20 protein-coding genes and 1 tRNA gene are annotated in these 21,172 nt (G+C 64.3%); 10 read left to right on the top strand and 11 right to left on the bottom strand.

Going from position 1 to position 21,172, the window contains the following annotated elements; translation table 11 throughout:
* Window positions 1–45: 45 nt before the first annotated feature.
* The 3 genes from ACNFIC_RS07375 to ACNFIC_RS07385 form a co-directional block, all read right to left on the bottom strand.
* Window positions 46–2,445 (bottom strand): DUF3772 domain-containing protein, encoded by a 2,400-nt coding sequence (locus ACNFIC_RS07375; RefSeq protein WP_138219018.1) that lies wholly within the window; start codon window positions 2,443–2,445, stop codon window positions 46–48.
* Between the two features lie 54 nt (window positions 2,446–2,499).
* The gene (gene ada, locus ACNFIC_RS07380; protein WP_138219019.1) at window positions 2,500–3,543 is read right to left on the bottom strand and encodes a bifunctional DNA-binding transcriptional regulator/O6-methylguanine-DNA methyltransferase Ada; all 1,044 of its coding nucleotides are present in this window, start codon (window positions 3,541–3,543) and stop codon (window positions 2,500–2,502) included.
* Between the two features lie 113 nt (window positions 3,544–3,656).
* On the bottom strand, window positions 3,657–4,283 hold the full coding sequence (locus tag ACNFIC_RS07385) for a DNA-3-methyladenine glycosylase family protein (RefSeq protein ID WP_138219116.1): 627 nt from the start codon (window positions 4,281–4,283) through the stop codon (window positions 3,657–3,659).
* A gap of 167 nt (window positions 4,284–4,450) precedes the next feature.
* On the opposite strand from ACNFIC_RS07385, the gene ACNFIC_RS07390 reads away from it, so the two are divergent.
* Both ACNFIC_RS07390 and ACNFIC_RS07395 read left to right on the top strand, forming a co-directional pair.
* Window positions 4,451–4,966, top strand: a complete 516-nt coding sequence (locus ACNFIC_RS07390; protein WP_138219020.1) for a sigma-70 family RNA polymerase sigma factor — start codon at window positions 4,451–4,453, stop codon at window positions 4,964–4,966.
* Window positions 4,953–5,909: a FecR domain-containing protein gene (locus ACNFIC_RS07395; protein ID WP_138219021.1), complete on the top strand. Its 957-nt coding sequence runs from the start codon at window positions 4,953–4,955 to the stop codon at window positions 5,907–5,909. The genes ACNFIC_RS07390 and ACNFIC_RS07395 overlap by 14 nt, the downstream gene beginning before the upstream one ends.
* Here ACNFIC_RS07395 and ACNFIC_RS07400 read toward each other — a convergent pair.
* The 3 genes from ACNFIC_RS07400 to ACNFIC_RS07410 form a co-directional block, all read right to left on the bottom strand.
* On the bottom strand, window positions 5,882–7,045 hold the full coding sequence (locus tag ACNFIC_RS07400; RefSeq protein ID WP_138219022.1) for an MFS transporter: 1,164 nt from the start codon (window positions 7,043–7,045) through the stop codon (window positions 5,882–5,884). The two genes, ACNFIC_RS07395 and ACNFIC_RS07400, sit on opposite strands and share 28 nt — an antisense overlap.
* Window positions 7,046–7,170: 125 nt before the next feature.
* A complete protein-coding gene (locus ACNFIC_RS07405) occupies window positions 7,171–7,314 on the bottom strand; it encodes a hypothetical protein (RefSeq protein WP_171030921.1) in 144 nt (47 codons plus the stop codon).
* A gap of 195 nt (window positions 7,315–7,509) precedes the next feature.
* Window positions 7,510–8,715: an MFS transporter gene (locus ACNFIC_RS07410; protein WP_138219023.1), complete on the bottom strand. Its 1,206-nt coding sequence runs from the start codon at window positions 8,713–8,715 to the stop codon at window positions 7,510–7,512.
* A 194-nt stretch (window positions 8,716–8,909) separates the two neighbouring features.
* On the opposite strand from ACNFIC_RS07410, the gene ACNFIC_RS07415 reads away from it, so the two are divergent.
* Window positions 8,910–9,839 (top strand): FecR family protein, encoded by a 930-nt coding sequence (locus ACNFIC_RS07415; RefSeq protein ID WP_240791738.1) that lies wholly within the window; start codon window positions 8,910–8,912, stop codon window positions 9,837–9,839.
* A 96-nt stretch (window positions 9,840–9,935) separates the two neighbouring features.
* Window positions 9,936–10,012 (top strand) — tRNA-Met (locus ACNFIC_RS07420).
* Between the two features lie 155 nt (window positions 10,013–10,167).
* On the opposite strand, the gene ACNFIC_RS07425 is transcribed toward ACNFIC_RS07420, so the two are convergent.
* Window positions 10,168–10,785: a LysE family translocator gene (locus tag ACNFIC_RS07425; RefSeq protein WP_138219024.1), complete on the bottom strand. Its 618-nt coding sequence runs from the start codon at window positions 10,783–10,785 to the stop codon at window positions 10,168–10,170.
* Between the two features lie 132 nt (window positions 10,786–10,917).
* On the opposite strand from ACNFIC_RS07425, the gene ACNFIC_RS07430 reads away from it, so the two are divergent.
* Complete coding sequence (locus tag ACNFIC_RS07430; protein WP_416780641.1) at window positions 10,918–11,808, top strand: LysR substrate-binding domain-containing protein; 891 nt, start codon at window positions 10,918–10,920, stop codon at window positions 11,806–11,808.
* On the opposite strand, the gene ACNFIC_RS07435 is transcribed toward ACNFIC_RS07430, so the two are convergent.
* Window positions 11,763–12,332 (bottom strand): D-Ala-D-Ala carboxypeptidase family metallohydrolase, encoded by a 570-nt coding sequence (locus tag ACNFIC_RS07435; protein ID WP_416780569.1) that lies wholly within the window; start codon window positions 12,330–12,332, stop codon window positions 11,763–11,765. The two genes, ACNFIC_RS07430 and ACNFIC_RS07435, sit on opposite strands and share 46 nt — an antisense overlap.
* Before the next feature lie 65 nt (window positions 12,333–12,397).
* On the opposite strand from ACNFIC_RS07435, the gene ACNFIC_RS07440 reads away from it, so the two are divergent.
* Both ACNFIC_RS07440 and ACNFIC_RS07445 read left to right on the top strand, forming a co-directional pair.
* A complete protein-coding gene (locus ACNFIC_RS07440) occupies window positions 12,398–13,558 on the top strand; it encodes a hypothetical protein (RefSeq protein ID WP_416780571.1) in 1,161 nt (386 codons plus the stop codon).
* Window positions 13,559–13,953: 395 nt separating this feature from the next.
* A complete protein-coding gene (locus ACNFIC_RS07445; RefSeq protein ID WP_138219027.1) occupies window positions 13,954–14,208 on the top strand; it encodes a hypothetical protein in 255 nt (84 codons plus the stop codon).
* Window positions 14,209–14,238: 30 nt separating this feature from the next.
* Here ACNFIC_RS07445 and rimI read toward each other — a convergent pair whose 3' ends face one another.
* On the bottom strand, window positions 14,239–14,694 hold the full coding sequence (gene rimI / locus ACNFIC_RS07450; protein ID WP_138219028.1) for a ribosomal protein S18-alanine N-acetyltransferase: 456 nt from the start codon (window positions 14,692–14,694) through the stop codon (window positions 14,239–14,241).
* The gene (locus ACNFIC_RS07455; RefSeq protein ID WP_138219029.1) at window positions 14,687–15,472 is read right to left on the bottom strand and encodes an energy transducer TonB; all 786 of its coding nucleotides are present in this window, start codon (window positions 15,470–15,472) and stop codon (window positions 14,687–14,689) included. Before ACNFIC_RS07455 ends, rimI begins: the two co-directional genes overlap by 8 nt.
* 285 nt (window positions 15,473–15,757) lie before the next feature.
* Here ACNFIC_RS07455 and mksB point away from each other — a divergent pair, with 285 nt between their 5' ends.
* The 3 genes from mksB to mksF are packed head-to-tail and all read left to right on the top strand — an operon-like array spanning window position 15,758 to window position 20,569.
* Window positions 15,758–17,044 carry an Mks condensin complex protein MksB gene (gene mksB, locus ACNFIC_RS07460; RefSeq protein WP_138219030.1) on the top strand — a complete coding sequence of 429 codons (1,287 nt, stop codon included), beginning with the start codon at window positions 15,758–15,760 and terminating at the stop codon, window positions 17,042–17,044.
* On the top strand, window positions 17,034–17,741 hold the full coding sequence (mksE, locus tag ACNFIC_RS07465) for an Mks condensin complex protein MksE (protein ID WP_138219031.1): 708 nt from the start codon (window positions 17,034–17,036) through the stop codon (window positions 17,739–17,741). The genes mksB and mksE overlap by 11 nt, the downstream gene beginning before the upstream one ends.
* Window positions 17,738–20,569 (top strand): Mks condensin complex protein MksF, encoded by a 2,832-nt coding sequence (gene mksF / locus ACNFIC_RS07470; protein WP_138219032.1) that lies wholly within the window; start codon window positions 17,738–17,740, stop codon window positions 20,567–20,569. The genes mksE and mksF overlap by 4 nt, the downstream gene beginning before the upstream one ends.
* 143 nt (window positions 20,570–20,712) lie before the next feature.
* Here the strand turns inward: mksF and ACNFIC_RS07475 are convergent, their stop codons facing one another.
* Window positions 20,713–21,156, bottom strand: a complete 444-nt coding sequence (locus ACNFIC_RS07475; RefSeq protein WP_138219119.1) for a CreA family protein — start codon at window positions 21,154–21,156, stop codon at window positions 20,713–20,715.
* Between the last annotated feature and the right edge of the window lie 16 nt (window positions 21,157–21,172).

Consider the following 21,172-nt stretch of genomic DNA (forward strand, 5'->3'; position numbering starts at 1 on the left):
GCTGATGCAACACAGTCGCTGTAGGAGCGGCCCGGCACACAGGATTTACGTAGGCTCGGCAGGCTTCGTACTGTCCTGCAACAACACCATGCTCGCTGGCGATGACAGGGCGATGCCTTCGTCGCGCAAATGCCCAAGGATGGTGAACAACAGGTCGCTGCGCGTGCTAGACACCTGGCGTGGCGATGCCACGTAGCCGCTGACGGCTATCACCATGCCACTGCTGGTCAAGTCCTTGAAGGTCACGGAACTGGCCGGTGCATCGAGGATGTTGTCGTGCTCCTTGTACGCCGCCAGCAATACCTCGCGCACTTTCGCAGGGTCAGTCTCCAACGGCAGGGTCAGGGTGATGCCGACCACGCCCAGGGCATTGGCCATGGTCACGTTGCGCACGTTCTGCGAAATGAACTGCGAGTTGGGCACGATCACCGTCGAGCGGTCGGACATCTGGATCTCGGTGGCGCGCACGTTGATGCGACGGATATCACCTTCCACACCGGCCAGGCTCACCCAGTCGCCCACCTTGACCGGACGCTCGGTGAGCAGGATCAGGCCCGAGATGAAGTTCTGCACGATCTGCTGCAAGCCAAAACCGATACCCACCGACAGCGCACTGACCACCCAGGTCAGGCTGGTGAGGTTGATGTGCAAGGTGGACATCACCAGCATGGCCAGGAACAGGAAGCCGAGGTAACCGACCAGGGTCACCAAGGAGGCACGCATGCCCGCGTCCATGTCGGTTTCTGGCAACAGACGCTCGCTCAGCCAGCGCTTGACCACGCGGATCGCGAACCAGCCGCCGAGGAAGATCGCCACCGCCAGGAAGATGTCCTGGGGCACGATGTTCAGGTTGCCAAGCACCTTGCCACCGGTGCCATCCCAGTCCGACAGGCTCATCAGCAGCTCACCAGGGCTGGTGCCGGAAGGCATGAACACCAGCAGTGCGGCGACGAACAGCAGCAGCGTACGCCCGATCCCGGCCAGTACCGTGCTGGCCTGGGCCTGGTGACGTTGCTGCAACCCCAGCGCAGAGGCCAGCGCCAGGCCACCTGGCTGACGCGGCGACAGCAGGGTTTCGCACACGTCGCCGAACACGCTGGTCAGCAGGTAGGCGCAGGTGGTCACCACGCTGACCCACAGCAGCTTGGCCGTGAGGAAGTACGCCAAGGTCAGGTAGCCCGTCAGCAGGGTCAGCAGTATCGCCAGCACCCACACCACGATCACGAACGGGATCAACCCAGCCAAGCCTTTGGGCCGCTCCAGGCCATGCGCACGGCGGGTACGGCGGTAGCCCACCAGGGCGGTGACGAACAACAGCGACACCACCAACGCGGTCAGGCCATTGGTGGCCAGGGTCAGCGCCAGGCTGGTGCCGATCACACTGTTGATACGTTCCTGGGTCAGCAGCACCATCAGCGCCAGCGCCAGCACCTGCGGGAACCAAGCTAATGCGCTTGCCACCTGGTCAGGGATCGGCGGCAGGCGCCAGGACGGGCGCTGTAGCATCAGCATGGCGCGGCCAAGGCCCGAAATGAATGCGCTGAACACCACCAGGGTCAGAATGTGATTGGTCAGGCTCGCCAGGTCCGTGCCCAGCTCGGCACTGCTCTCAAGCCCCCAGCGCAGCAGCGACACAGAACCGGCAATGGTGCCGAGGGTGGCGAGGGCAACGCTCAGTGCCAGGGCACTGCGGCGTAGGCGCCCCTCGGGCAGCCAGCGAATCATGGCATCGGCCAGCAGGCGCTCGAAGAGCCGTCGCACCAGGGTCCAGACCAGCACCGCCGCGACCAGTGCGGCGAGGAACAGCCAGCGATGCTCGGGGCTGAAAGCGCTGGCCACGGCGTCGGCGACTTCCCCACGCAAATCGCGCAGGCGCGCCACGTCATCGTCGGTAGGGCGAATCAGGCTCGACCAGAATGCCGGGCTCAATGGGCTGGCGGCGCGGCTGGTGATCTGCGAGTTGAACAGGCTGCGGCGCAGGTTGACGATCTGTGTGGACAGGTCGCGGGCCGACTGGGTCAGCGTGGTGGCGTCCTTCTGCTCAGCAAGCACCGCGTTTTTCGCATCCGTCAGTTGCTTGCGCTGGCGGGTGAGGCTCTCGGCCTCCTCCGGCAACGGCGCGCCGAGCACGTTGAGCTGGTCGTCCAAACGCTGCACATCGGCGGTGCGCTGGGTGGCCAGCGCATCGGCCTGGCGCTGCACCTGCAAGGCCGACTGGCGCAACTGCGCCAGCAGATCATCGTTGGCGTTGCTGGTGACGCCCTGGCGGATCTGGTCGAGCCGTTCACTCAGGTCTTCCAGACTAGCGTTCTCGTCCAACACCTGCTGTTCGGCCACCGCCAGGCGCGATACCGGTGTAGCCGGCGCGGCCCAGGCTGGGGAGACCACCCACAACAACACGGCCAGAATCCCCACATAAAATCGCTTAAGGCTGACACGCCTCATCGAAACTTCCTCTATACAACTCGACAGGGCGTGAATTCTACGCGGTCCGTGCGCTCAGGAGGATGCCGTTTCTCGGTCCAGCAACTGCTGCTTGCGCTCGATGCCCCAGCGATAGCCGCTGAGGTCGCCGTCGCGACGCACCACGCGGTGACAGGGGATCGCCACCGCCAGGGTGTTGGCCGCGCAGGCCTGGGCAACGGCGCGTACCGCCTTGGGTGCGCCGATGCGCTCAGCGATGTCGGTGTAGCTGACCCGCGTGCCAGGTGGGATTTCACGCAGCGCCTGCCAGACCCGTTCCTGAAACGCCGTGCCTCGCACGTCCAGCGGCAGCGCCAGGCCCAACGCCGGGGCTTCGACAAATCCGATCACCTCGGCCACCAGACGCTCGAACGCTGCATCGCCGCCGATCAAGCACGCCTTGGGGAAGGTATCTTGCAGCTCGTTGAGCAACGTTTCAGGCTCATCGCCCAGCAAGATCGCGCAGATACCCCGCTCGCTCTGCGCCACCAGGATCGCCCCCAGCGCGCATTGAGCCAGGGCGAAGCGGATCACCGCCCCGGTGCCGCCTGCGCGGTACTCTCGCGGGCGCATGCCCAGGCGTTCGCCGGCACTTTCGTAGAAGCGGCTGTTGGAGTTGTAGCCGGCGTCGTAGATGGCCTCGGTGACGCTGTCAGCAGCGCCCAGGCGTTCACGCAGGCGCTGGGCACGGAACGCCGAAGCGTAGGCCTTGGGGGTGAGGCCGGTCTCGGCCTTGAACTGGCGATGCAGATGAAACGGGCTGATGTTCAGCGCTTCGCCCAACTGATCGAGGCTGGGGGCGATGTCCTGCGCCTCGATCAAACGACAGGCCTGGGCCACAAGGTCGGTGCGCCTAGGGCTGGCCATGCAGCGCTTGCAAGCCCGGTAGCCGGCAGCCTCGGCCTGCTCGGCTGCGTCGAAGAATTCGACGTTCTCGCGCTTGGCCAAGCGTGCCTTGCAGGCCGGCTGGCAGTACACGCCAGTGGTGCGCACGGCATACACGAAATGCTCACAGGCTGCGGCATCACGGGCCTGCACGGCATGCCAGCGCTCGGCGTCGGTGGTATAGGCTCGGTTCATGATGGCCTCTGTGGGTAACGATAGGCTCAGCCTGACAGGCCAGGTTGGCGCGATCACTCCGATTCTTGCAAGTAACTCTACGTCGGCATCGCAGATCCTTATCGACTGCCCTATCAGGCCCGCCATAGATACCACGCCGCCAAGGTCCGATACGGGCTCCAGCCCTGCCCCAGCACCCGCATCTGCGCAGGTGTCGGGGCCTTGCTCAGCCCCTTCATGCGCCGATACCCCTCGCGCACGCCAAAGTCATCCACCGGCAGGATATCCGAACGCTCCAGGCTGTAGATCAGCAGCATCTCTACCGTCCAGCGCCCGACCCCACGCAGGCTCACCAAGCGCTCGATCAATACCTCGTTGCACAGAGTCAACGCCTGTGCCCGACTGGGCACGATGCCGTCGAGGCTCGCCTGGGCAATGCCATGCAGGGTCGCAGCCTTGCTCGCCGAAAAGCCACAGCTGCGCATCACTTGCGGGGTCACCTGGAGCAGTTGTTCGGGGCTGGGAAATGCCTGCGCGGGGAACATCGCCAGCAGCCGTCCAAGAATCGCCTCCGCTGCCCGGGCGTGCAACTGCTGGTAGGCAATTGCCCGCACCAGCGCTTCATAAGGCTCACGGCCTGGGGTGGCGGCGTGCAGGCATGGTCCGATCGCGGCGATATGCCGCGCCCAGTCGGGATCTTGCCTGGCAAGAAAACAGGCGCCGTCTTCCAGGGCCTGCGGTGCAAGGTCTGCAAGGATCATCGAAGGTGTCGCACACAGGTAAAGGGACAAGCCTAGTCCAACCGTTTATCGGTGAAACCCTGGATCTTGCGCAGTGATTCCTTGGCATACCGTTGATCTGGCCATACCGCCCGCATAGAATTGAGAACAATTAACAATCACATTCTCCAGGCAAGGCGCTTCCGACGATGCAGATCGATGACACGCTGAAACCGGCCGAGGTCGATTTGCTCTACCACGCCCATCACCGCTGGCTGCGCAGTTGGCTGGGCGCACGGGTCGGCTGCCGGGAGCAGGCCGCCGATCTGGCCCAGGACACCTTCGTGCGCCTGCTCAAAGCTCGCCAGATATCGCCGCTCAAAGAACCCAGGGCCTACCTGAGCAGTATCGCGCGCGGCCTGATGATCGATCAGTACCGCCGCCGCGCCTTGGAGAAAGCGTACCTCGAAAGCCTGGCCAGCCTGCCTGAACTCGAAGCGCCAAGCGCAGAGCATCGGCTGCTGCTGCTCGATGCCCTTGAGCGCCTCGACCACGCGTTGCAGGGGCTCAAGCCGCGTACCCGACAAGCCTTCCTCATGGCGCAGCTCGATGGCCTAAGCCTGCCGCAGATTGCCCTGCGCCTGGGCGTTTCGCGGGCTACCGTCGAACGCGACCTGACCAAGGCATTGGGCGTCTGCTATCGGTTGCGCTATGCCGATGCCTGATCAAGCCCCCTCCCAGGCGCGCGTCGACCAAGCCATCGACTGGATGGTCAAGTTGCGCTACGACAAACCAGGGCCGTGCCTTGAGCGGCAGTTCCAGCAGTGGCTGGCCGCCGACCCGCACAACGCGCTGGCCTGGCAACGGGTCAGCGACCTGGGCGACGAACTGGCCAGCCTGCCCGGCGAACTCAGCCGACGCACCCTCGCCGGCAGCGAACGCCGACGCATGGGCCGACGTGAGCATCTCAAGTTCCTGTCGTTGCTGGCCGCGGCCGGTACGCTTGGCTGGACCGCGCGTGAGCCGCTGGGCCTGTCGGCCATGCTCGCCGACAGCACCACCGCCACGGGCGAGTGCCGCGAACTGCAAGGCAACGACGGCAGCCACATTCACCTGAACACCGACAGCGCCATCGATCTGCGCTACAGCGCCAACCTGCGCCAGCTCACCCTGGTGCAGGGTGAAATCAGCCTGGACAGCAACGCCAATGACAACCGCCCGTTTCGCATCGACACGCCAATAGGCGCGCTGGCCACCCAGGGCGGCCAGTTGCTGTTGCGGGAAAACGCCTCGGGTATGCTGCTGGCGGTGCGCCGGGGCGAGGTCACGCTGTTCCCCGCCTCGGTAGCCGAGCAGCCGGTCATAGCGGGCGAAATACTGCAGATTTCCCGCCAGGGCAAGGTCCAACCCGCCCACCTGCGCGCGGATCCCTGGGGGTGGACGGAAGGCGTGCTGAGCGTGCAGCAGATGCCCCTGGGCGAGTTCGTCGACGAGCTGTCGCGCTACCGCCCAGGCCTTGTACGCTGCGCTGCGGCGGTTGCCGGGCTGAGGGTGTCCGGCACCTACCAGTTGGCCGACACCGACCAGATCCTGCTGCTGATTGCGCGCAGCCTGCCGGTGCGCATCGACTACCGCACGCGTTACTGGGTGAGCATCGACGCCGCCTGACGGCGCGAGCGGCAATAGGCCTGACGGGCAAAGCACACGAACACACCGGCCATCAACGCCAGCGCCATGGGCAGGCCATGTGGGGCCACGTCCATCGCCGCGCCGCTGAGCAGTGGCCCGACCAGGCTGCCCACGCCCCACAGCAAACCGACGCTGGCGTTGGCGGTCACCAGGTCCTGGCCTTTGAAACGCTGCCCAATCAGCACCAGCGCCAGGGTGTAGATGCCCCCTGCAACCGCGCCCAGCACCACCAGCAGCGGCCACAGCAGCCACGTCACTTGCAGCAGCCACGGCAAGGCGATACCGATGCTCATCGCCACCAGCCCGCAAACCAGGTGCAGCCCAGTGCGCTCGACCCGGTCGGCCAGCCATCCCAGCGGCAACTGGAAAACCATGTCGCCGGCGAACACCACTGTCACCATCAGCGCCGCCACGCCCACGGCAAAACCGTGGCTGCTGGCGTACACCGGCAGCAGCGAGAGCACTACGGCATCGAAGAACGAGAAGAACAACACCGCCACGCACAGCGTCGGGGCCACACGGAAGAAGCCGCCCAGGCCGAAGCTCTTTTCGCCTTCTGCGTGGGCGACATGGTCGTTGGGCACGGTGAACAGAATGCACAACAACGCCAGGCCATAGCAGGCGCTGACCACACCCACCAACCACGGGCTGTCGGCGCCCAGCAGCGCCAGCAGCGCCGGGCCGAGCACCTGGAAGCCGGTGAAACTGGTGGCGTACAGGGCCATGATCTTGCCGCGATTGTGCTCCGGGCACAGCTCGTTGACCCACGACTCGCCGAGAATGATCGCGATGCCCATGCCAATGCCCAACCCCAGACGCAGCGCGGCCAGCCACAACAGCGAGTCGAAAGCCCATTCGAGCCCGGCAATGCTGATAGCGCACAGGCTGAAGCTCAGCAGGTAGATGACGCGCCGGGTCAGGTGCTTGCAGCAGGCATCGACCATGAACGCCGAAAGCATCATCCCCGCTGCGGGGATCGCCGAGATGATGCCGATTTCAAGTGTGCCGGCACCGGCCTCGTGCAGGCGCAACGATACCAGTGGCAGGCTCGCCCCCAGGCTGAAACCCACCACCGACACGGCGAACAGAAGGCCGACCAGCAAACGCATGTTCATGTACCACTCCTTGCAAGCCGGCGCGCAGGGGCACAGGGCCCTGGCCGGCTGAAAAACCGCTGAAAGATGTTCGAACACAGGCGCCCGCCATGGCGCGGGACAAACGCGGCACGCAGGGGCGCGGATCAGTTCAGGGCAAGGTGTGGCGAGAAGGTGAAGGCAAACAGCACGCTGCGCCGACGCTTGAGCACCGTGTCGCTCGGCCACGCGCGGCGCGCTGTCGGGGCGACAGGCTGGCGGGGGGAGCTGAACACATCGATACGGCGCATCGCTTGAACTACGCAGGTGGGGAAATGGTGCAGGCACTCTAGGGCAGGCGCTTGCACCGCGTCAATCATCGTCCGCTACAGTGCCCGACCTGGGCCCCCTGTAGGAGCGGCCTTGTGCCGCGAAAGGGCTGCGTAGCAGCCCCAGGATTTCAGCCTCATGCAAGATCGCCCCCTACAGAGGCAGCGGTGCAGCACTCAGCGCTTGCCAGTAGACGGCAGGAACACCGCCAGCAGCCCGAACAACGGCAGGTACGAACACACGCCATACACGTATTCGATGCCGCGCAGATCAGCCACATACCCCAGCAGCGCCGCGCCGATCCCGCCGAAGCCGAACATCAGGCCGAAGAAGATCCCGGCGATCATCCCCACGTTGCCCGGCACCAGTTCCTGGGCATACACCACGATGGCCGAGAACGCCGAGGCCAGGATGAAACCGATCACCAGGCTCAGCACGGTGGTCCAGAACAGGTCGGCATACGGCAGCGCCAGGGTGAACGGCGCCACACCAAGAATCGAGAACCAGATCACCGCCTTGCGCCCGATGCGATCACCAATCGGCCCGCCGAAGAAGGTGCCGGCGGCCACTGCGCCGAGGAACAGGAACAGGTGCAGTTGCGAACTGGCCACCGAAAGCTGGAACTTCTCGATCAGGTAAAAGGTGAAGTAGCTGGTGAAACTGGCCATATAAAAGTACTTGGAGAACACCAGCAGGCCCAACACCACCAGCGCCAACTTGACGCGCCGTGGCGAGATGCCGTGGCTCGCCTGCACTGCCTTGCGCGCCTTGGCCTGGTTGAGATGCTCGATGTACCAGCGACGCAGCATCAAGGTCACGCCGAAGAAGAACAGCGCCGCTAGGCCGAACCACGCCACGTGGGTCTGGCCGAACGGAATGACGATGGCTGCGGCCAGCAACGGGCCAAACGCGGAACCTGCGTTCCCACCCACCTGGAAGGTCGACTGGGCCAGACCGAAGCGCCCACCCGACGCAAGCCGCGCGATGCGCGAGGTTTCCGGGTGGAAGGTCGACGAACCGATGCCCACCAGCGCCGAGGCCAGCAGAATCATCGGGAAGCTGCCGACGAATGCCAGCATCACGATCCCCACCAGGGTGCACAGGGTACCCAGTGGCAGCAAGTTGGGCGTTGGACGCTTGTCAGTGAAAAGCCCCACCCACGGCTGCAGCAGCGAGGCGGTGACCTGAAACGTCAGGGTGATCAGGCCGATCTGGGTGAAGCTCAGGTCGTAGTTGGCCTTGAGCATCGGATAGATCGCCGGGAGCACCGACTGGATCAGGTCGTTGATCAGGTGCGCCAGGGCGCAGAAGGTGATGATGCGCATCACCAGCGGGCTGGCCGAGGAACTGCCGGGGAGGGTCGAGGTACTGCTGTTAGCCATGGGCTAGGAGTCCGTGCGCAGGTTGGGATCCGATTATCCTGAAACGAATAGATACGAAGCTACCTTTTTATTCCCCCGCCGACCTTCCATCCGACACGCACTTGTAAATGGTTCTCAATATATTTAGCATCCTCTGTCTATTCCCCCTGTGAACGCTGGGCCTACCCGCCCCGACCTTGCGAGCAGCCCGATCCATGAGCCCGATGCCCGCCTTGCAGCAGCCCGACCCCGAGCAGGAAGCCCTGGACTGGTTCTCGCGCCTACGCCAACCCGGTTGCAGCGAGGCCGTGCGCCAAGCCTTCGGCCATTGGTGTCAGGACCCGCTGAACGCACACGCTTATGCCCAGCTCGAAGCTTACTGGCAACAGGTACAGGCCCCTGCTGCCCGGCCGCGCCCGCGGATCACCGCACTGCGCCGCAGCCGTGTCGGACTGTGGTTGGGTGCCGCCTTCCTGGCACTGTTGGCGGGGCTGGCCTCACTTTACTGGCCCATGCTGCAGCGCCTGAGCTGCGAGCTGCACACCGACAGCGGCGAACGCCGTAGCGTGCGCCTGGCCGATGGCTCCACCCTGCACCTGGACAGTGCCAGCGCCATGAACGTCGACCTGCGTGGACGTACCCGTCTGCTGCACCTGATACAAGGTCAGGTGTACGTGGAAGTGATGCTCGACGGCCGGGCCATGGACGTGCAAGTGGACGACGCGCGCATCCAGGTATTCGGTACGCGGCTGCAAATTGCCCGCTACCGCGACCACGATGAACTGGTGGTGCTCGCCGGCAAGGCGTCGGTATCCCTGGGCGGCGACCAGCGTATGGTCAATGCCGGCGAGCGGGTGACCTTCACCGACATGCGTATCAACGCCACGCAAAAGATCGATGCCGGAGCCGCCGATGCGTGGCGGCGCGGCCAGCTGGTCGCCCGCGACATGCCGCTAGGTCAAGTGCTGGAGCGCCTGGCGGGCTACCACGGTCAGCGGGTGTGGCTGCTCGATGAGCACAGCGCGGCCCGGCGCATCAACGGCAATTTCACGTTGGATAACCCGGCCCAGAGCCTGGCGCGGCTGGCCAGCGAACAACATCTGCGCCTGCAAGGCGTACTTGGCCACTGGCTGGTCGCTTACTGACGTGGGCTGCCCGGCTAAGTTTTTGAAAGGTTGGAAATTTTTTTTGGAATGAGTGTTGACAGCTTAGCGTTTCGAGCTAATAATGCGCGCCAAGTTGGCTACATAGCTCAGTTGGTTAGAGCATAGCATTCATAATGCTGGGGTCCGGGGTTCAAGTCCCTGTGTAGCCACCAATTTCAAAAGGGCTTATCGAAAGATAAGCCCTTTTTATTTGTGCGCGTGAAAGTCCTAGCGTCCTGTCTCGGAAATACGTTCGTTTTTGGCGAGTGGCTTGGGTGTTCGGCCAAGGCGCTGCCAAAAGTGAGCCGCTTATTTCCGAGACAGGGCACTAGCGCACCCCCGCCACTGCGACGGCCACCCCCAGCCCGATCAAGGCCGCACCGATCACCCGATCCACCAGCACCTGGCGCTCGATCATCGCGCGGCGCAGCGCACCGCTCGAAAAGAACACCGCTACCAGACTGAACCACAACCAGTGGGCCAGCGACATGAATGCGCCGTAGGCAAAGTTCAGCGCCAGCGCACTGCCCGGCTGCACCACCTGGGTATAGGCACTGACCACGAAGAGCATGGTCTTGGGGTTCAAGGCATTGGTCAGAAATCCGCTGCGCAAGGCTTGGACGAGGCTTGCGTACTCCCCCTGGGACTGCCCCTGCAGGCTGATCCGGGTGGTGTTGGTCAGCGACTTGTAGCCCAGGTAGATCAGATAACCCGCCCCCAGCACTTTCATACCCAGAAACAAGGCCGGGCTCTGGCGGATGATCAAGGCGATGCCCAGTACCGTGTACAGCACATGCACCTGCACGCCCAGGGCGATGCCCACGGCGGCAGCCAGCCCGGCCTTGCGTCCCTGGGCGTAGCTGCTTCGAGTGACCATGGCGAAATCGGCGCCGGGGCTGATGACCGCCAGCAGGGTGAACAGGGCAACTGCGATGAGTTCGTGCACAGCGAATATTCCTCGATGAAAACTGACTGAAGTGAAAGTATCGAGGCCAACGCTGCTGGGAAAAATCGATTTATAGTCGCGTAAACCTGCTAGTTTTGCTCACACATCACCCCGCTACTACGCCCGATCATGATCAAACTGCCGCCACTTGCCACACTGCGCTACTTCGACCTGGCCGCCCGCCTCGAAAGCTTCGTACGCGCCGCCGAACAACTGCACGTCACCCACGGCGCGGTCAGCCGTCAGGTTCGTCTGCTTGAAGAGGACCTCGGCGTGGCGCTGTTCGAGCGGCGCAACCGCGCCGTGCACCTGACCCGCGCCGGTCGCGACTTGCACGACACCACCCGGGCGATCTTCGAGCAACTCGAAGACAGCGTGCAGCGCCTGCGCCAGCCACCTCACGACAACGTGCTGGTACTCTCCTGCGAGCCAACCATCGCGATGCGCTGGCTGATACCGCGCCTGCCACGCTTTCACGCCGCCCACCCGGACGTGCAATTGCACTTGGTCGCCGCAGGTGGCCCGGTGGACTTCGCCCGTGGAGGCATCGACCTGGCGCTGCGCCGCGATGACTTCGAGTGGGACCGCCAGTTGCACAGCCTGAAGATCTGCGATGAATGGATCGGCCCGGTGCGTACGCCAGGCGCCACCGGCGAGCGCCTGCTGCACAGCACCACCCGCCCCAGTGCCTGGGCCACCTGGCAACGCCTGGGCGGGCAAACCCCAAGCTATCCATCACGTAGCGACTTCGAGCACTTCTACCTGTCGATCCAGGCGGCCAGCGCCGGGCTTGGCCTGGCCATGGCCTCGGCGCTGATGGTCAGCGACGAGTTGCACAGCACTCAGCTAGAAGCACCGTTCGGGTTTCTGCGCGACGGCTCCAGCTACCACCTGCTCAGCCCTCAGCCACTGCACGACAACGGCAAGCGTCAACGCTTCGCCGACTGGGTCACCAACGAATGCCAGGTATGCCTGACTCAGCTGGGCCTGGGGCAAAACGTCGAGCCGCCCCATGTGCGATAGCCTGCCGTATCGATATGAATCCGCCCTGACGGATATCGCCCCAGCCCCATGTTCCACGCCTGCCCGTGCCGCTGCCAGAACTGGCATAGCCGCGTGGTGTCTGTCCCAGGCGCCAGCAACAGGTCGACGGCGAACGCGCGCAGATGTGCGCTTCCCGGCACTCCGCCCGCACAGCGATTGAGCGGCCCGTCACGGTAAGCCGAGACCACCTCGTACTCGCGTATGACGCCTTGCTCACCGAGCACTTTTAACAACGCTACGGTCGAGCGGACTGCCGACCATTGGCCGGCCGGCGGCACTGCGAAGGGCTCGGCGCGGCACTTGCGCCAATCCGACGCAGAGCGCAGCAGTTGATGGATCGGCACCACGCCGTACAGCCGCGCCTGCACCAGCATCTGGCGAAACGCACCGGTTTCATGATCCCCGGCCCACGCAGCGAAGCGCCGTACATCACGCTCGTCAGCCTGGGCCGAGAGCGCCCCGGCCAAGCCGATGGCCAGTAGCCATGCCTTGGCACTTTTCATTCGACCACCTCTTCATCCACCATAGGTCGCCCGCCGTTCTGGCGGCCACACACAAGGAGTTAAGCATGCACAAGATTGCAGCAACCGGCCTGGCCGCCCTCGCCTTCAGCAGCCTGGCCTGCGCCGATGCGCAGATCGACCTCGGTGACGCGCAGCGCGTCACTCGCCTGTTCGCCTTCCCCAACAACTGCCACGTGATCTGCTACCGGGCCTGGACGCTGGAGCAGACCGTCGAACACTACCTGACCCAGAGCGTGCAGCGCGACGGCTACAGCACCGCCCAGGTCAAGGTCGAGCGTGAACACGACACCCTGCGGGCGCGCATCAGCGGCGTGCCCGACGGGTACACCGAGCCGCTGCGCAAGCTGCTCGACACTGGCGAGCTGGCCTACCAAGGCGCCAGCAAGCTGAACCAGGACGGCAAGTGGTCCTACGACTGGTACCTGTTCCTGCCCCTGGGGATGGCCTTGGAACAACGCCGCAGCATCGAGCTGCTGCACTTCCCACCGGACTATTCGCTGACCCGCTATCAGGACTACCTCAAGTCCAATACCACCGACCGCTGGGCCGATCTACTGACCTTCAACGGCGTCGAGGCGGCCAGCACCCCGGCCTACCAGACCATTATCGACATCGCCCCCATCGCCGCCCCTGCCAGTGCAGGCAGCACCCTGGAAGGCACCTACGACTACTTCCGCGACTATCAACTGCGCATGGTCAAGGAGATGACCCTCACCCACAACGATAGGACCGCGCTGCCGATGGTCGCCTTCGGCGCGCCGGTGCGTGCCTGGATCGCACAACAATATGGGCCGAAGCTGGACGTGCTCGGCCTGGTGTCGATCAGCCCTGAAACAGGCGCAGCCCAGGTGCCGGTACTCGGCGCCAACCACCCGAGCGCCATCTGGTACGCCGCCGACCCGGCAAACAACGGCGGCGATCAGGACAAGGCCGATGCTGCCGGCCTGAAGATGATGGGCCAGGACTTGTCGGCCGCCTGCTGGCAAGCCGGCATGGGCCGCAACCCGCAGGCCGACGCCAAGCTGACCCTGCAGGCCTGCACCGGCAAATGGCAGGTGACCCAGAAGAAACAGACCTGCGAGCTGTTCTACCGCAGCATACGCAAGATGACGCCCGATCAGGCAGCGGCCAAGTGCAATACCGGCGTGGTGACGCGCAGCTTGAGGGACTTGCGCAAACCGGTGGAGATCGAGCCGAGCATCTGAGCATCCCGCTTCCTTGATGCCTGACTCCAACCTCTGTGGGGGCGGCCTTGTGGCCCATCGCGACACAACGCTGCGCCCACAGAAACGCAGGCGTGCCCATGGGCATTGCCGAACCTGAAACCAAATGCTTCATGACTGCCGGCCTTAGGAATTACCCTACGCGCGCCAAAGAAGCTTCTCCGTTGTCGCTAAAGGTTCTCAGGGCTAACTTCCTCGGGTCGTCACCAAATGCCCTACGAAACAGAAGCACCGCTCTCAATGGCTACCGTGCGCGGGAGGCTCATGCCTGCCGGAGTTGTCTGTTCGCCGGTCTCTCACCCCGCGTTGCGGTTGCCACCCCTTGTCCCGTGAGAGGGACCACGCCAGCGGCCTTTCCCCTGAACAGGAGAAGCATCATGAGCAAGCCCGCCCCCGATCCGCACCCTGGCAAACCCAACCGTGATTTTTTCACCATCAACGACGATATGCCCGGCGCAGATGCGCTGGCCCACGCCATTCAGTTGATGCGTGGGGTCGAGGACACCATCGACGAATACTGTTGCGCCATGGCCGGCGAGCCCGGCCTGGGGATGCTGGTCAACGCCGCGCACAACGCCCAGATGAGCCGGGCACTGGCCGAACATGCGCTCAAGCGTAGCCGGGCAGATTGAACCGACTGCAAGCGGTTCACGCGACCGCAATCAGTCTTCGAGCAATGTACAGGCCATCACCAGCGCGTCTTCACGACCACCCGCCAGCGGGTAATAGTCGCGACGTCGGCCGATCTCGTTGAAACCGTAGCGTTCGTAGAGGCGATACGCCGACTGGTTGCTGGCCCGCACCTCCAGGAAGCACTCACGCCCATTGAGCTGGTAGGCCCGCGCCATCAGGTGCTCGAGCAGGCGCAAGCCCAGGCCGCGGCCCTGACTCTGCGGCTTGACGGTGATGTTGAGCAGGTGCGCTTCATCGATGATCACGTTGATTACACCGTGGCCGACCTGCTGCTGGCCTTCGAACATCAGCCACACTTCGTAGGACTTCAGGGCATCGGTGAAGATGCCCCGGGTCCAAGGATGGCTGAAGGCTGCATATTCGATTTTAAGCAGGGCATCCAGATCCGCTTCGGTGGCCGGGCGGAAACTGATCGAGTCACTCATCTACACGCTTCCAGCGCGCCATCAGCTGGCGCATGGCTTTCCAGACGTGGGCCTTGCGCTGCGGCTCGTCCATCAACAGTTCAAGACCCGGCAGCGCCCAGGCGTCACCCAGCAGGTCGACCTTGAGTTCTTGGTAATAGGCATCCGCATCGGCCTGGCCGGCAAAACGCACGGCCGGCAGGCCAACCAGCCACAGACAGGTGCAGGGGGCGTCTTCCAGGCGCGCGGCAATGAAGCCTTGCACGAAGTCCCGCGCTGCCTCCGGTCCCTGGTCCAGGTTGCCGCGCACCAGCAACGGCCAACGCACCGGCTCGCCGACCAACTGCGGCGCATCCGGCAGGCCGGCGGCGCGCAGCAGGTCCTTGAGCAGCAGGTACGAAGGGTCGCGGCTCTGGAACGGCTGGCCGGTGGCAAGCTCCACCAGTATCAGGCAACTGCCGGCACGCAGCAGTTGCAGGGCGAAACGCGGCGGCGGCACACGCACCGGACGCGGCGCAGGAGCTTGCTGCTCGGTTTGCACCGGCTTGACCGCAGGTTTCGCCACGCCAGGGCGAGGCACCTCGATTTTCGGCCGCTCCAGCGTACGCGCCTGGGGCGCTTCAGCAGGCGTCGCAGCTGGAGCCTGCGGGCGCACCTCGAAATCCACATCCTCGACCGGCGCCACCGGCAGCAGCAGCTCCGGGCGCGAAGGTGCAGCGAATGGCAGTTCGGCACGCGGCAGCCAGTGCACCACTTGCATGGCAGACAGGTAGGCGCGGCGACGGGATTCGATCAGCAAGGGGTGGATATCCGGGTGGGCGAAATCAGGCGGGCATTCTAACGCCGTTGGCGGCATAGCGCCGCAATGGGGCGACGGAAATTTATCGGCAACTTCGGCCTCTTCGCGGCAAGCCGGCTGCCACAGGTACCGTACCAGCCGGACGGACGGCGCCACGCCCGCGAAGAGGCCAGTGAATCCCCCACACAAACCAGGGTAATCCCCCATTACAGACCAAGGGGTGAAATCCTCCCCCTCGGATGCAGTACAATCGCGCCTTTTATTTGGCAACGAGTCGACCCGCCAATGATCGAACCCAAGCGCGTGCTGCGCGCCCTAGCCGAACACTGGGCCTTGATCGAGCCGCTGTGCGAGCGCTTCGACCAGGGCACCCTGAGCCTGATCGAGCTACGCCAGCAACTGGCCCGACAGCAGGTAGAAAGCACCCCGCAGGACATTACCCAGCTGCTCGACATCTGGATTCGCCTGGACATCCTGGTCCCGGTGGCCAAGAGCCCGAACCGCTTCGAACTCAACGCGCAAATCCACGATTTCCTCGCCTATCTGCGCCGCGAGCACCGCCTGGGCTTGTGCCTGGAGATCGAAGCCTACCTGCGCCACCTGGAGCGCCTGGCCGGGCATATTCAGGATGCCTTCGACAACCGCGACAGCGACGATTTGGCGCGCCAACTGCGCCTGCTCGACATGCGCGTACGCGATGTACTGAAGAAGCTCGACAACGACGAGCAAGCGCTGATTGCCGTGGCCGAACGGGCCAAGACCAGTAACCGGCAGATCCCGCTGCGCCAGCGTTACGCCGAAGTCCTGGCGACCTGGGACGAATACGTCGAGCCGATGATCCAGCTGGTCAACGCTGACGGCGCCTTCGAGCAGGGCGTGCGCAAGGTCGAGACCGTGCTGCTGCGCCTGCTGGGCGAACAGGCACGACTGGGGCACCTGGTCGACGACGACATGCTGCTGCGTACCCACGCGCGTATCCTCGAGATGCAGACCAGCGCCCAGCTCACTCTGCGCCATGCCCGCGAGTTACTGCTGCCGTTGCGCGAAGAGGCGCGTCGGCACAATGCCGTGACCCGTGGCGCGGCGCTGGCCCTGTCGGTGATCCGCAAGAAGGGCATCGATGCCGTGCCGCAGGCGGCCATGCCGATGTTCACCCGCCCGCAGAGCACCTTCCTCGGCAGCGCCAGCCAGGTCGAGGCCTACGTCTACGCCCTGGCCCGCTTCGAGCCCAAGCCTGCGCGCTTCCCCAAGGCGCACAAGACGCAGAAAGGCCCTTTGCCGCGTGCGCCGCGCACGGTCAAGGAAATGCTCGAACGCTGCGAAGATGCCTTGCCGCTGCCGGACCTGATGGTCTGGCTGCTTGAGCAAGAGCCCGAAGGCGCCACCGACGAATTGCTGTACTGGTTCTCGCGCCTGTCGCGCGAGAAGCGCTTCAGCCGCGAACGCCTCGATCGCCAGCAATACCTCACCCGCGAACATATGGTCAGCCTGCGTTCCTTCGCCCTGACGTCCAGCCGCGAGCCAAAACCTGCTGCCACCGAATCCACCGCGAGCCCAGCCAATGCATCTTGATCTTTCCGAACTGTCCCAGCTCGCGCCGATCTTCCGCGAGCTGTTCAAGGGTTTCCACGTCAGCCGCCGCGACCCGGAGCTGTACGCCCAGCTGTCGAACTTCCAGGACCAGTACCGCACCCTGTTCAAGGCGCTCGGTTTCGAGCTGGTCTGCGATACCCGTGGTTTCTACTACTTCGTCCCCGAGCAGGCTGCCGCGCAGGTCAACAAGACCGCCCAGCGCCTGTCGCTGTTCACCTTCATCCTGGTCGAGCACCTCGCCGACCAGGGCCGCGACCCAATGGCCGTGCTCGACGGCGGCAGTATCGGCCGCGACGAGCTGCCTTCGCTGCTAGAGAAGTACCGCGACCTGTTCCTGCAAGCCGAAGTGCAGAGCGTCGAGGAACTCGAAGAGAAGATCCTGCGCCGCATGACCCAGTTGGGCTTCGCCCATGAAGAAGGCGGTATCTACCGCTTCCTGCCGCCGATGCACCGCTTCCTCGACGTATGCCTATCGGTGCAGCAGGACCGCGACCTGGCTGCCACGCTGCACAGCGACCTGCCGCTGCCAGTCCCGGTGCTGGTGGTCGAAGAGACCCCCGAAGAACTCAACCGCACCGACGATCCGCTGGACCTGTCGCCGTTCGACGGCGAAGAGAGCGAAGAAGACGCCCTGGCCCGGGCGATCCGCGAAGAGCAACAGGAGATTGACGCATGAGCCAGGAACGCTACGGCATTCGCCGCTTCGCACTGCTCAACACCGCCGGCTACAGCCTGGGCCTGTTCCCCCTGGAACACCCGCTGTCGGTCTATGGTGCCAACAACCTGGGTAAATCGGCGTCGATCAACGCGCTGCAATTCCCGATCCTGGCGCGCATGTCGGACATGAGCTTCGGCAAGTACAGCCTGGAACAGTCGCGCCGCTTCTACTTCGCCAGCGACACCAGCTACATCCTCTGCGAACTGAACCTGCCCCACGGCCCGCACGTGATTGGCGTGGTCGGGCGTGGCCCGGGCGGCGGCTTCGGCCACCAGTTCTTTGCCTACCAGGGCGAACTGGACCTGGCCCACTACCAGAAAAACGACACCTGCCTGCGCCAGAAAGAGCTGTTCACCAACCTTGAGCAGCATGGGCTCAAAGCCTATGAACTCAAGCCGGACGAACTGCGCCGGCTGCTGGTCGGCGGGCACACCTCGGTGCCACTGGACCTCACCCTGATTCCGCTGCGCTCGACCAGCGAACAGAGCCTGAAGACCTTCCGCGCGCTGTTCATCAACCTGCTGCACATGCGCGAGATCACCGCCGCCAAGCTCAAGCAGTTGTTCCTCGATGCCTTCGAGCACAGCCTGCGTTCGGGCAGCGTCGACTACATCGCCGCCTGCGAGGAAGCGTTCCGCGACGTGCGCCGCATGGAGGGCGACTACAACGCTCTGGTTGCCGCAGGCCCGTTGGTCGAGGCCCTGGCTGGCGGCGTGGCCCAACGTGACATCCTGCGCGGCAAACTGCACCGCATCTCGCCGGTGCTCGACAACCTGCTGGGCACCTGGCAGGAATACGGCATGGCACGCAAGGAAGAGCTGACCATCCAGGCCGAACACTACCGCAGCGAGCAGGATCGCCTGCAGAACGATCAGCGCGGCGGCACCCAGGAATTGATGCGCCTGGAGCGCGAGATCACCGGCGTGCAGCGCTGGCTGGGCGAGCTGGCGGTGCTCAAGCACCGTTTCGCCCTGGTCGAGGACGTCAAGGTCCTGGAGCAGCAACTGCTGGCGGCCAAGGACGCGCATGACGAGCTGGCCGGCGCCCTGGCGCAATCGCGCCAGTTCTCCGCCGAAGACCTCGACGAGCGCGTGCGCGACCTCGAAAAACGCGTCAAGGCGGTCAAGCAGCAGCTCGACCACGCCGACAACAACAGCTACGCACGTCTGCGCGAGGAGTTCTCGCAGCAGGACGTCGATCGCCTCATGCGCCTGTTCAACGGTGCGCTGTTCAGCCTGCCGCTGGGCGAACGCGGCATCGAGCTGGACGACAGCGATGTCTGGGTGAAAACCCTCGAAGGCGTGCTCGACCGCTTCAAGGGCGAACGCTTCGAAGTACCGGGGCTGTCCATCGATATCTCCCACATCGACCCGCCTGCCCTACAGGCGCTGGCTGATCGCGCCGCCCTGCGCGACCAGAAAGAGCGCCTGGAAAAAGAACTCAAGCAGCTCAAGACCCAGCAGTCGGTGGCCCTGGACCGCGCCGCCAGCAAGGCCCAGGCCGAGGCCTTGTACCAGCAGGTGCTCGATGCCCAAAAAGCCCTGGAAGACTTCCGCCGCAGCGAAACCCTGAGCGCCGAGGAACCCGAGAAACTCGAGCAACTGGCCCAGTTCGAAGCCGCCCAGGACGAGCTCAAGCGCTCCAGCGACGCCTTCACCGAGCGCGTCCAGCAACTGTCGGCCAAGCTGCAACTGGTGGGCCGCCAGATCGCCGACCTGGAAGCCAAGCAGCGCACCCTCGACGACGCCCTGCGCCGTCGCCAGTTGCTGCCAGCCGACCTGCCGTTCGGCACGCCGTTCATGGAGGCCATCGACGACTCGATGGACAACCTGCTGCCGCTGCTCAACGACTACCAGGACAGCTGGCAAGCGTTGCAACGCGTGGATAACCAGATCGAGGCGCTGTACGCCCAGGTACGCCTCAAAGGCGTGGCCAAGTTCGACAGCGAAGACGATATGGAACGCCGCCTGCAACTGCTGATCAACGCCTATTCGCACCGCACCGAAGAGGCGCTGACGCTGGCCAAGGCGCGGCGCGCGGCGGTCACCGACATCGCCAGGACCCTGCGCAACATCCGCAGCGACTACGACAGCCTCGAACACCAATTGGCGCTGTTCAACCGCGAGATCAACAAACGCCAGGTTTCCAACCTGGAGAGCTTCCGCGTAGTGCTGGCGCCGAACAAGGAAGCGCTCAAGCACATCGACCAGATCATCCACAGCGCCGGCCAGTACGAGGAAGGCGAAACCCTGTCGGTGTTCGACCTCACGCAAAGCGCCGAGCAGGACAACAAGAACGAAGAGGCCAAGGAATACCTGGCGCGACTGGTGGCAGCCAACCACAACCAGTTGGGCCTGAAGGACCTGTTCGAACTAGCCTTCGAGATCACCAAGATCAACAGCCAGCCGGTGATCCACGCCGACATCGACGGCGCCGCCTCCAACGGCACCACCATGACCATCAAGGCGCTGACCAACATGTACTTGTTGCTGCACTTGATGGACCGCGACCTGGCCGGACGCATCCGCCTGCCCTACTACCTCGACGAGGCCGCAGACATCGACGAGCGCAACCAGGCCGCGCTGCTGGAGACCAGCCAGCAACTGGGCTTCGTGCCGATCCTGGCGAGCGTCAAGCCGCAGGTGTCAGCACGTGTGGCGATCGACCTGGAAGGTGGCAGCGGACCGAATGGCATCTACATCGACGAGGCGGACTGGAAATACATCAGCCGTCGCGACGAGGTGAAGGCCATCGTGCGCGAGGATGAGGCCGAGGAACTGGCCTGAGGAAGCCGGGGCCGCCTTGCGGCCCCATTCGCGGGCAAGCCCGCACCCACAGGGCCCGCGTCACATTCATGGACTGCGCGCTACCTGTAGGAGCGGGCTTGCCCGCGAACGAGGGCCAAGCCCTCGCAACTACTAACTAAAAATTACTGCGCCCAAGGCACGATTGGAATCGCCGTCACCGCGTTCTGCGGGCTGCCTTCGATCAGGCGGTCGCTGTACACCAGGTACACCAGCGTATTGCGCTTCTTGTCTAGGAAGCGCACTACCTGCATGGTCTTGAACACCAGCGAGGTGCGCTCCTTGAACACTTCCTCGCCGTCCTTGAGTTCCCCCTTGAACTGAATCGGCCCGACCTGACGGCAGGCGATCGAAGCCTCGGCGCGGTCCTCGGCCAACCCCAGCCCACCCTTGATGCCGCCAGTCTTGGCCCGCGACAGGTAACAGGTCACACCGTCGACCTTGGGATCATCGAAGGCCTCGACCACGATGCGGTCGTTGGGGCCGACGAACTTGAACACGGTCGACACCTGGCCAATCTCCTCGGCACCGGCCAGCATTGGCAGCGCCAGAGCTGCCACGGCAATCATCCTTTTCAGCACGCGA

This window comes from Pseudomonas sp. NY15463 (genome assembly GCF_048068415.1).
GTDB lineage: Bacteria > Pseudomonadota > Gammaproteobacteria > Pseudomonadales > Pseudomonadaceae > Aquipseudomonas > Aquipseudomonas mosselii_C.

Excerpts from the sequence above, each read along its gene's own strand:
- ACNFIC_RS07375 (WP_138219018.1), bottom strand. The coding sequence starts at position 2,445 with ATGAGGCGTGTCAGCCTTAAGCGATTTTATGTGGGGATTCTGGCCGTG.
- ada (WP_138219019.1), bottom strand. The coding sequence starts at position 3,543 with ATGAACCGAGCCTATACCACCGACGCCGAGCGCTGGCATGCCGTGCAG.
- ACNFIC_RS07385 (WP_138219116.1), bottom strand. The coding sequence starts at position 4,283 with ATGATCCTTGCAGACCTTGCACCGCAGGCCCTGGAAGACGGCGCCTGT.
- ACNFIC_RS07390 (WP_138219020.1), top strand. The coding sequence starts at position 4,451 with ATGCAGATCGATGACACGCTGAAACCGGCCGAGGTCGATTTGCTCTAC.
- ACNFIC_RS07395 (WP_138219021.1), top strand. The coding sequence starts at position 4,953 with ATGCCGATGCCTGATCAAGCCCCCTCCCAGGCGCGCGTCGACCAAGCC.
- ACNFIC_RS07400 (WP_138219022.1), bottom strand. The coding sequence starts at position 7,045 with ATGAACATGCGTTTGCTGGTCGGCCTTCTGTTCGCCGTGTCGGTGGTG.
- ACNFIC_RS07405 (WP_171030921.1), bottom strand. The coding sequence starts at position 7,314 with ATGCGCCGTATCGATGTGTTCAGCTCCCCCCGCCAGCCTGTCGCCCCG.
- ACNFIC_RS07410 (WP_138219023.1), bottom strand. The coding sequence starts at position 8,715 with ATGGCTAACAGCAGTACCTCGACCCTCCCCGGCAGTTCCTCGGCCAGC.
- ACNFIC_RS07415 (WP_240791738.1), top strand. The coding sequence starts at position 8,910 with ATGAGCCCGATGCCCGCCTTGCAGCAGCCCGACCCCGAGCAGGAAGCC.
- ACNFIC_RS07435 (WP_416780569.1), bottom strand. The coding sequence starts at position 12,332 with ATGAAAAGTGCCAAGGCATGGCTACTGGCCATCGGCTTGGCCGGGGCG.
- ACNFIC_RS07440 (WP_416780571.1), top strand. The coding sequence starts at position 12,398 with ATGCACAAGATTGCAGCAACCGGCCTGGCCGCCCTCGCCTTCAGCAGC.
- ACNFIC_RS07445 (WP_138219027.1), top strand. The coding sequence starts at position 13,954 with ATGAGCAAGCCCGCCCCCGATCCGCACCCTGGCAAACCCAACCGTGAT.
- rimI (WP_138219028.1), bottom strand. The coding sequence starts at position 14,694 with ATGAGTGACTCGATCAGTTTCCGCCCGGCCACCGAAGCGGATCTGGAT.
- mksB (WP_138219030.1), top strand. The coding sequence starts at position 15,758 with ATGATCGAACCCAAGCGCGTGCTGCGCGCCCTAGCCGAACACTGGGCC.
- mksE (WP_138219031.1), top strand. The coding sequence starts at position 17,034 with ATGCATCTTGATCTTTCCGAACTGTCCCAGCTCGCGCCGATCTTCCGC.
- mksF (WP_138219032.1), top strand. The coding sequence starts at position 17,738 with ATGAGCCAGGAACGCTACGGCATTCGCCGCTTCGCACTGCTCAACACC.
- ACNFIC_RS07475 (WP_138219119.1), bottom strand. The coding sequence starts at position 21,156 with ATGATTGCCGTGGCAGCTCTGGCGCTGCCAATGCTGGCCGGTGCCGAG.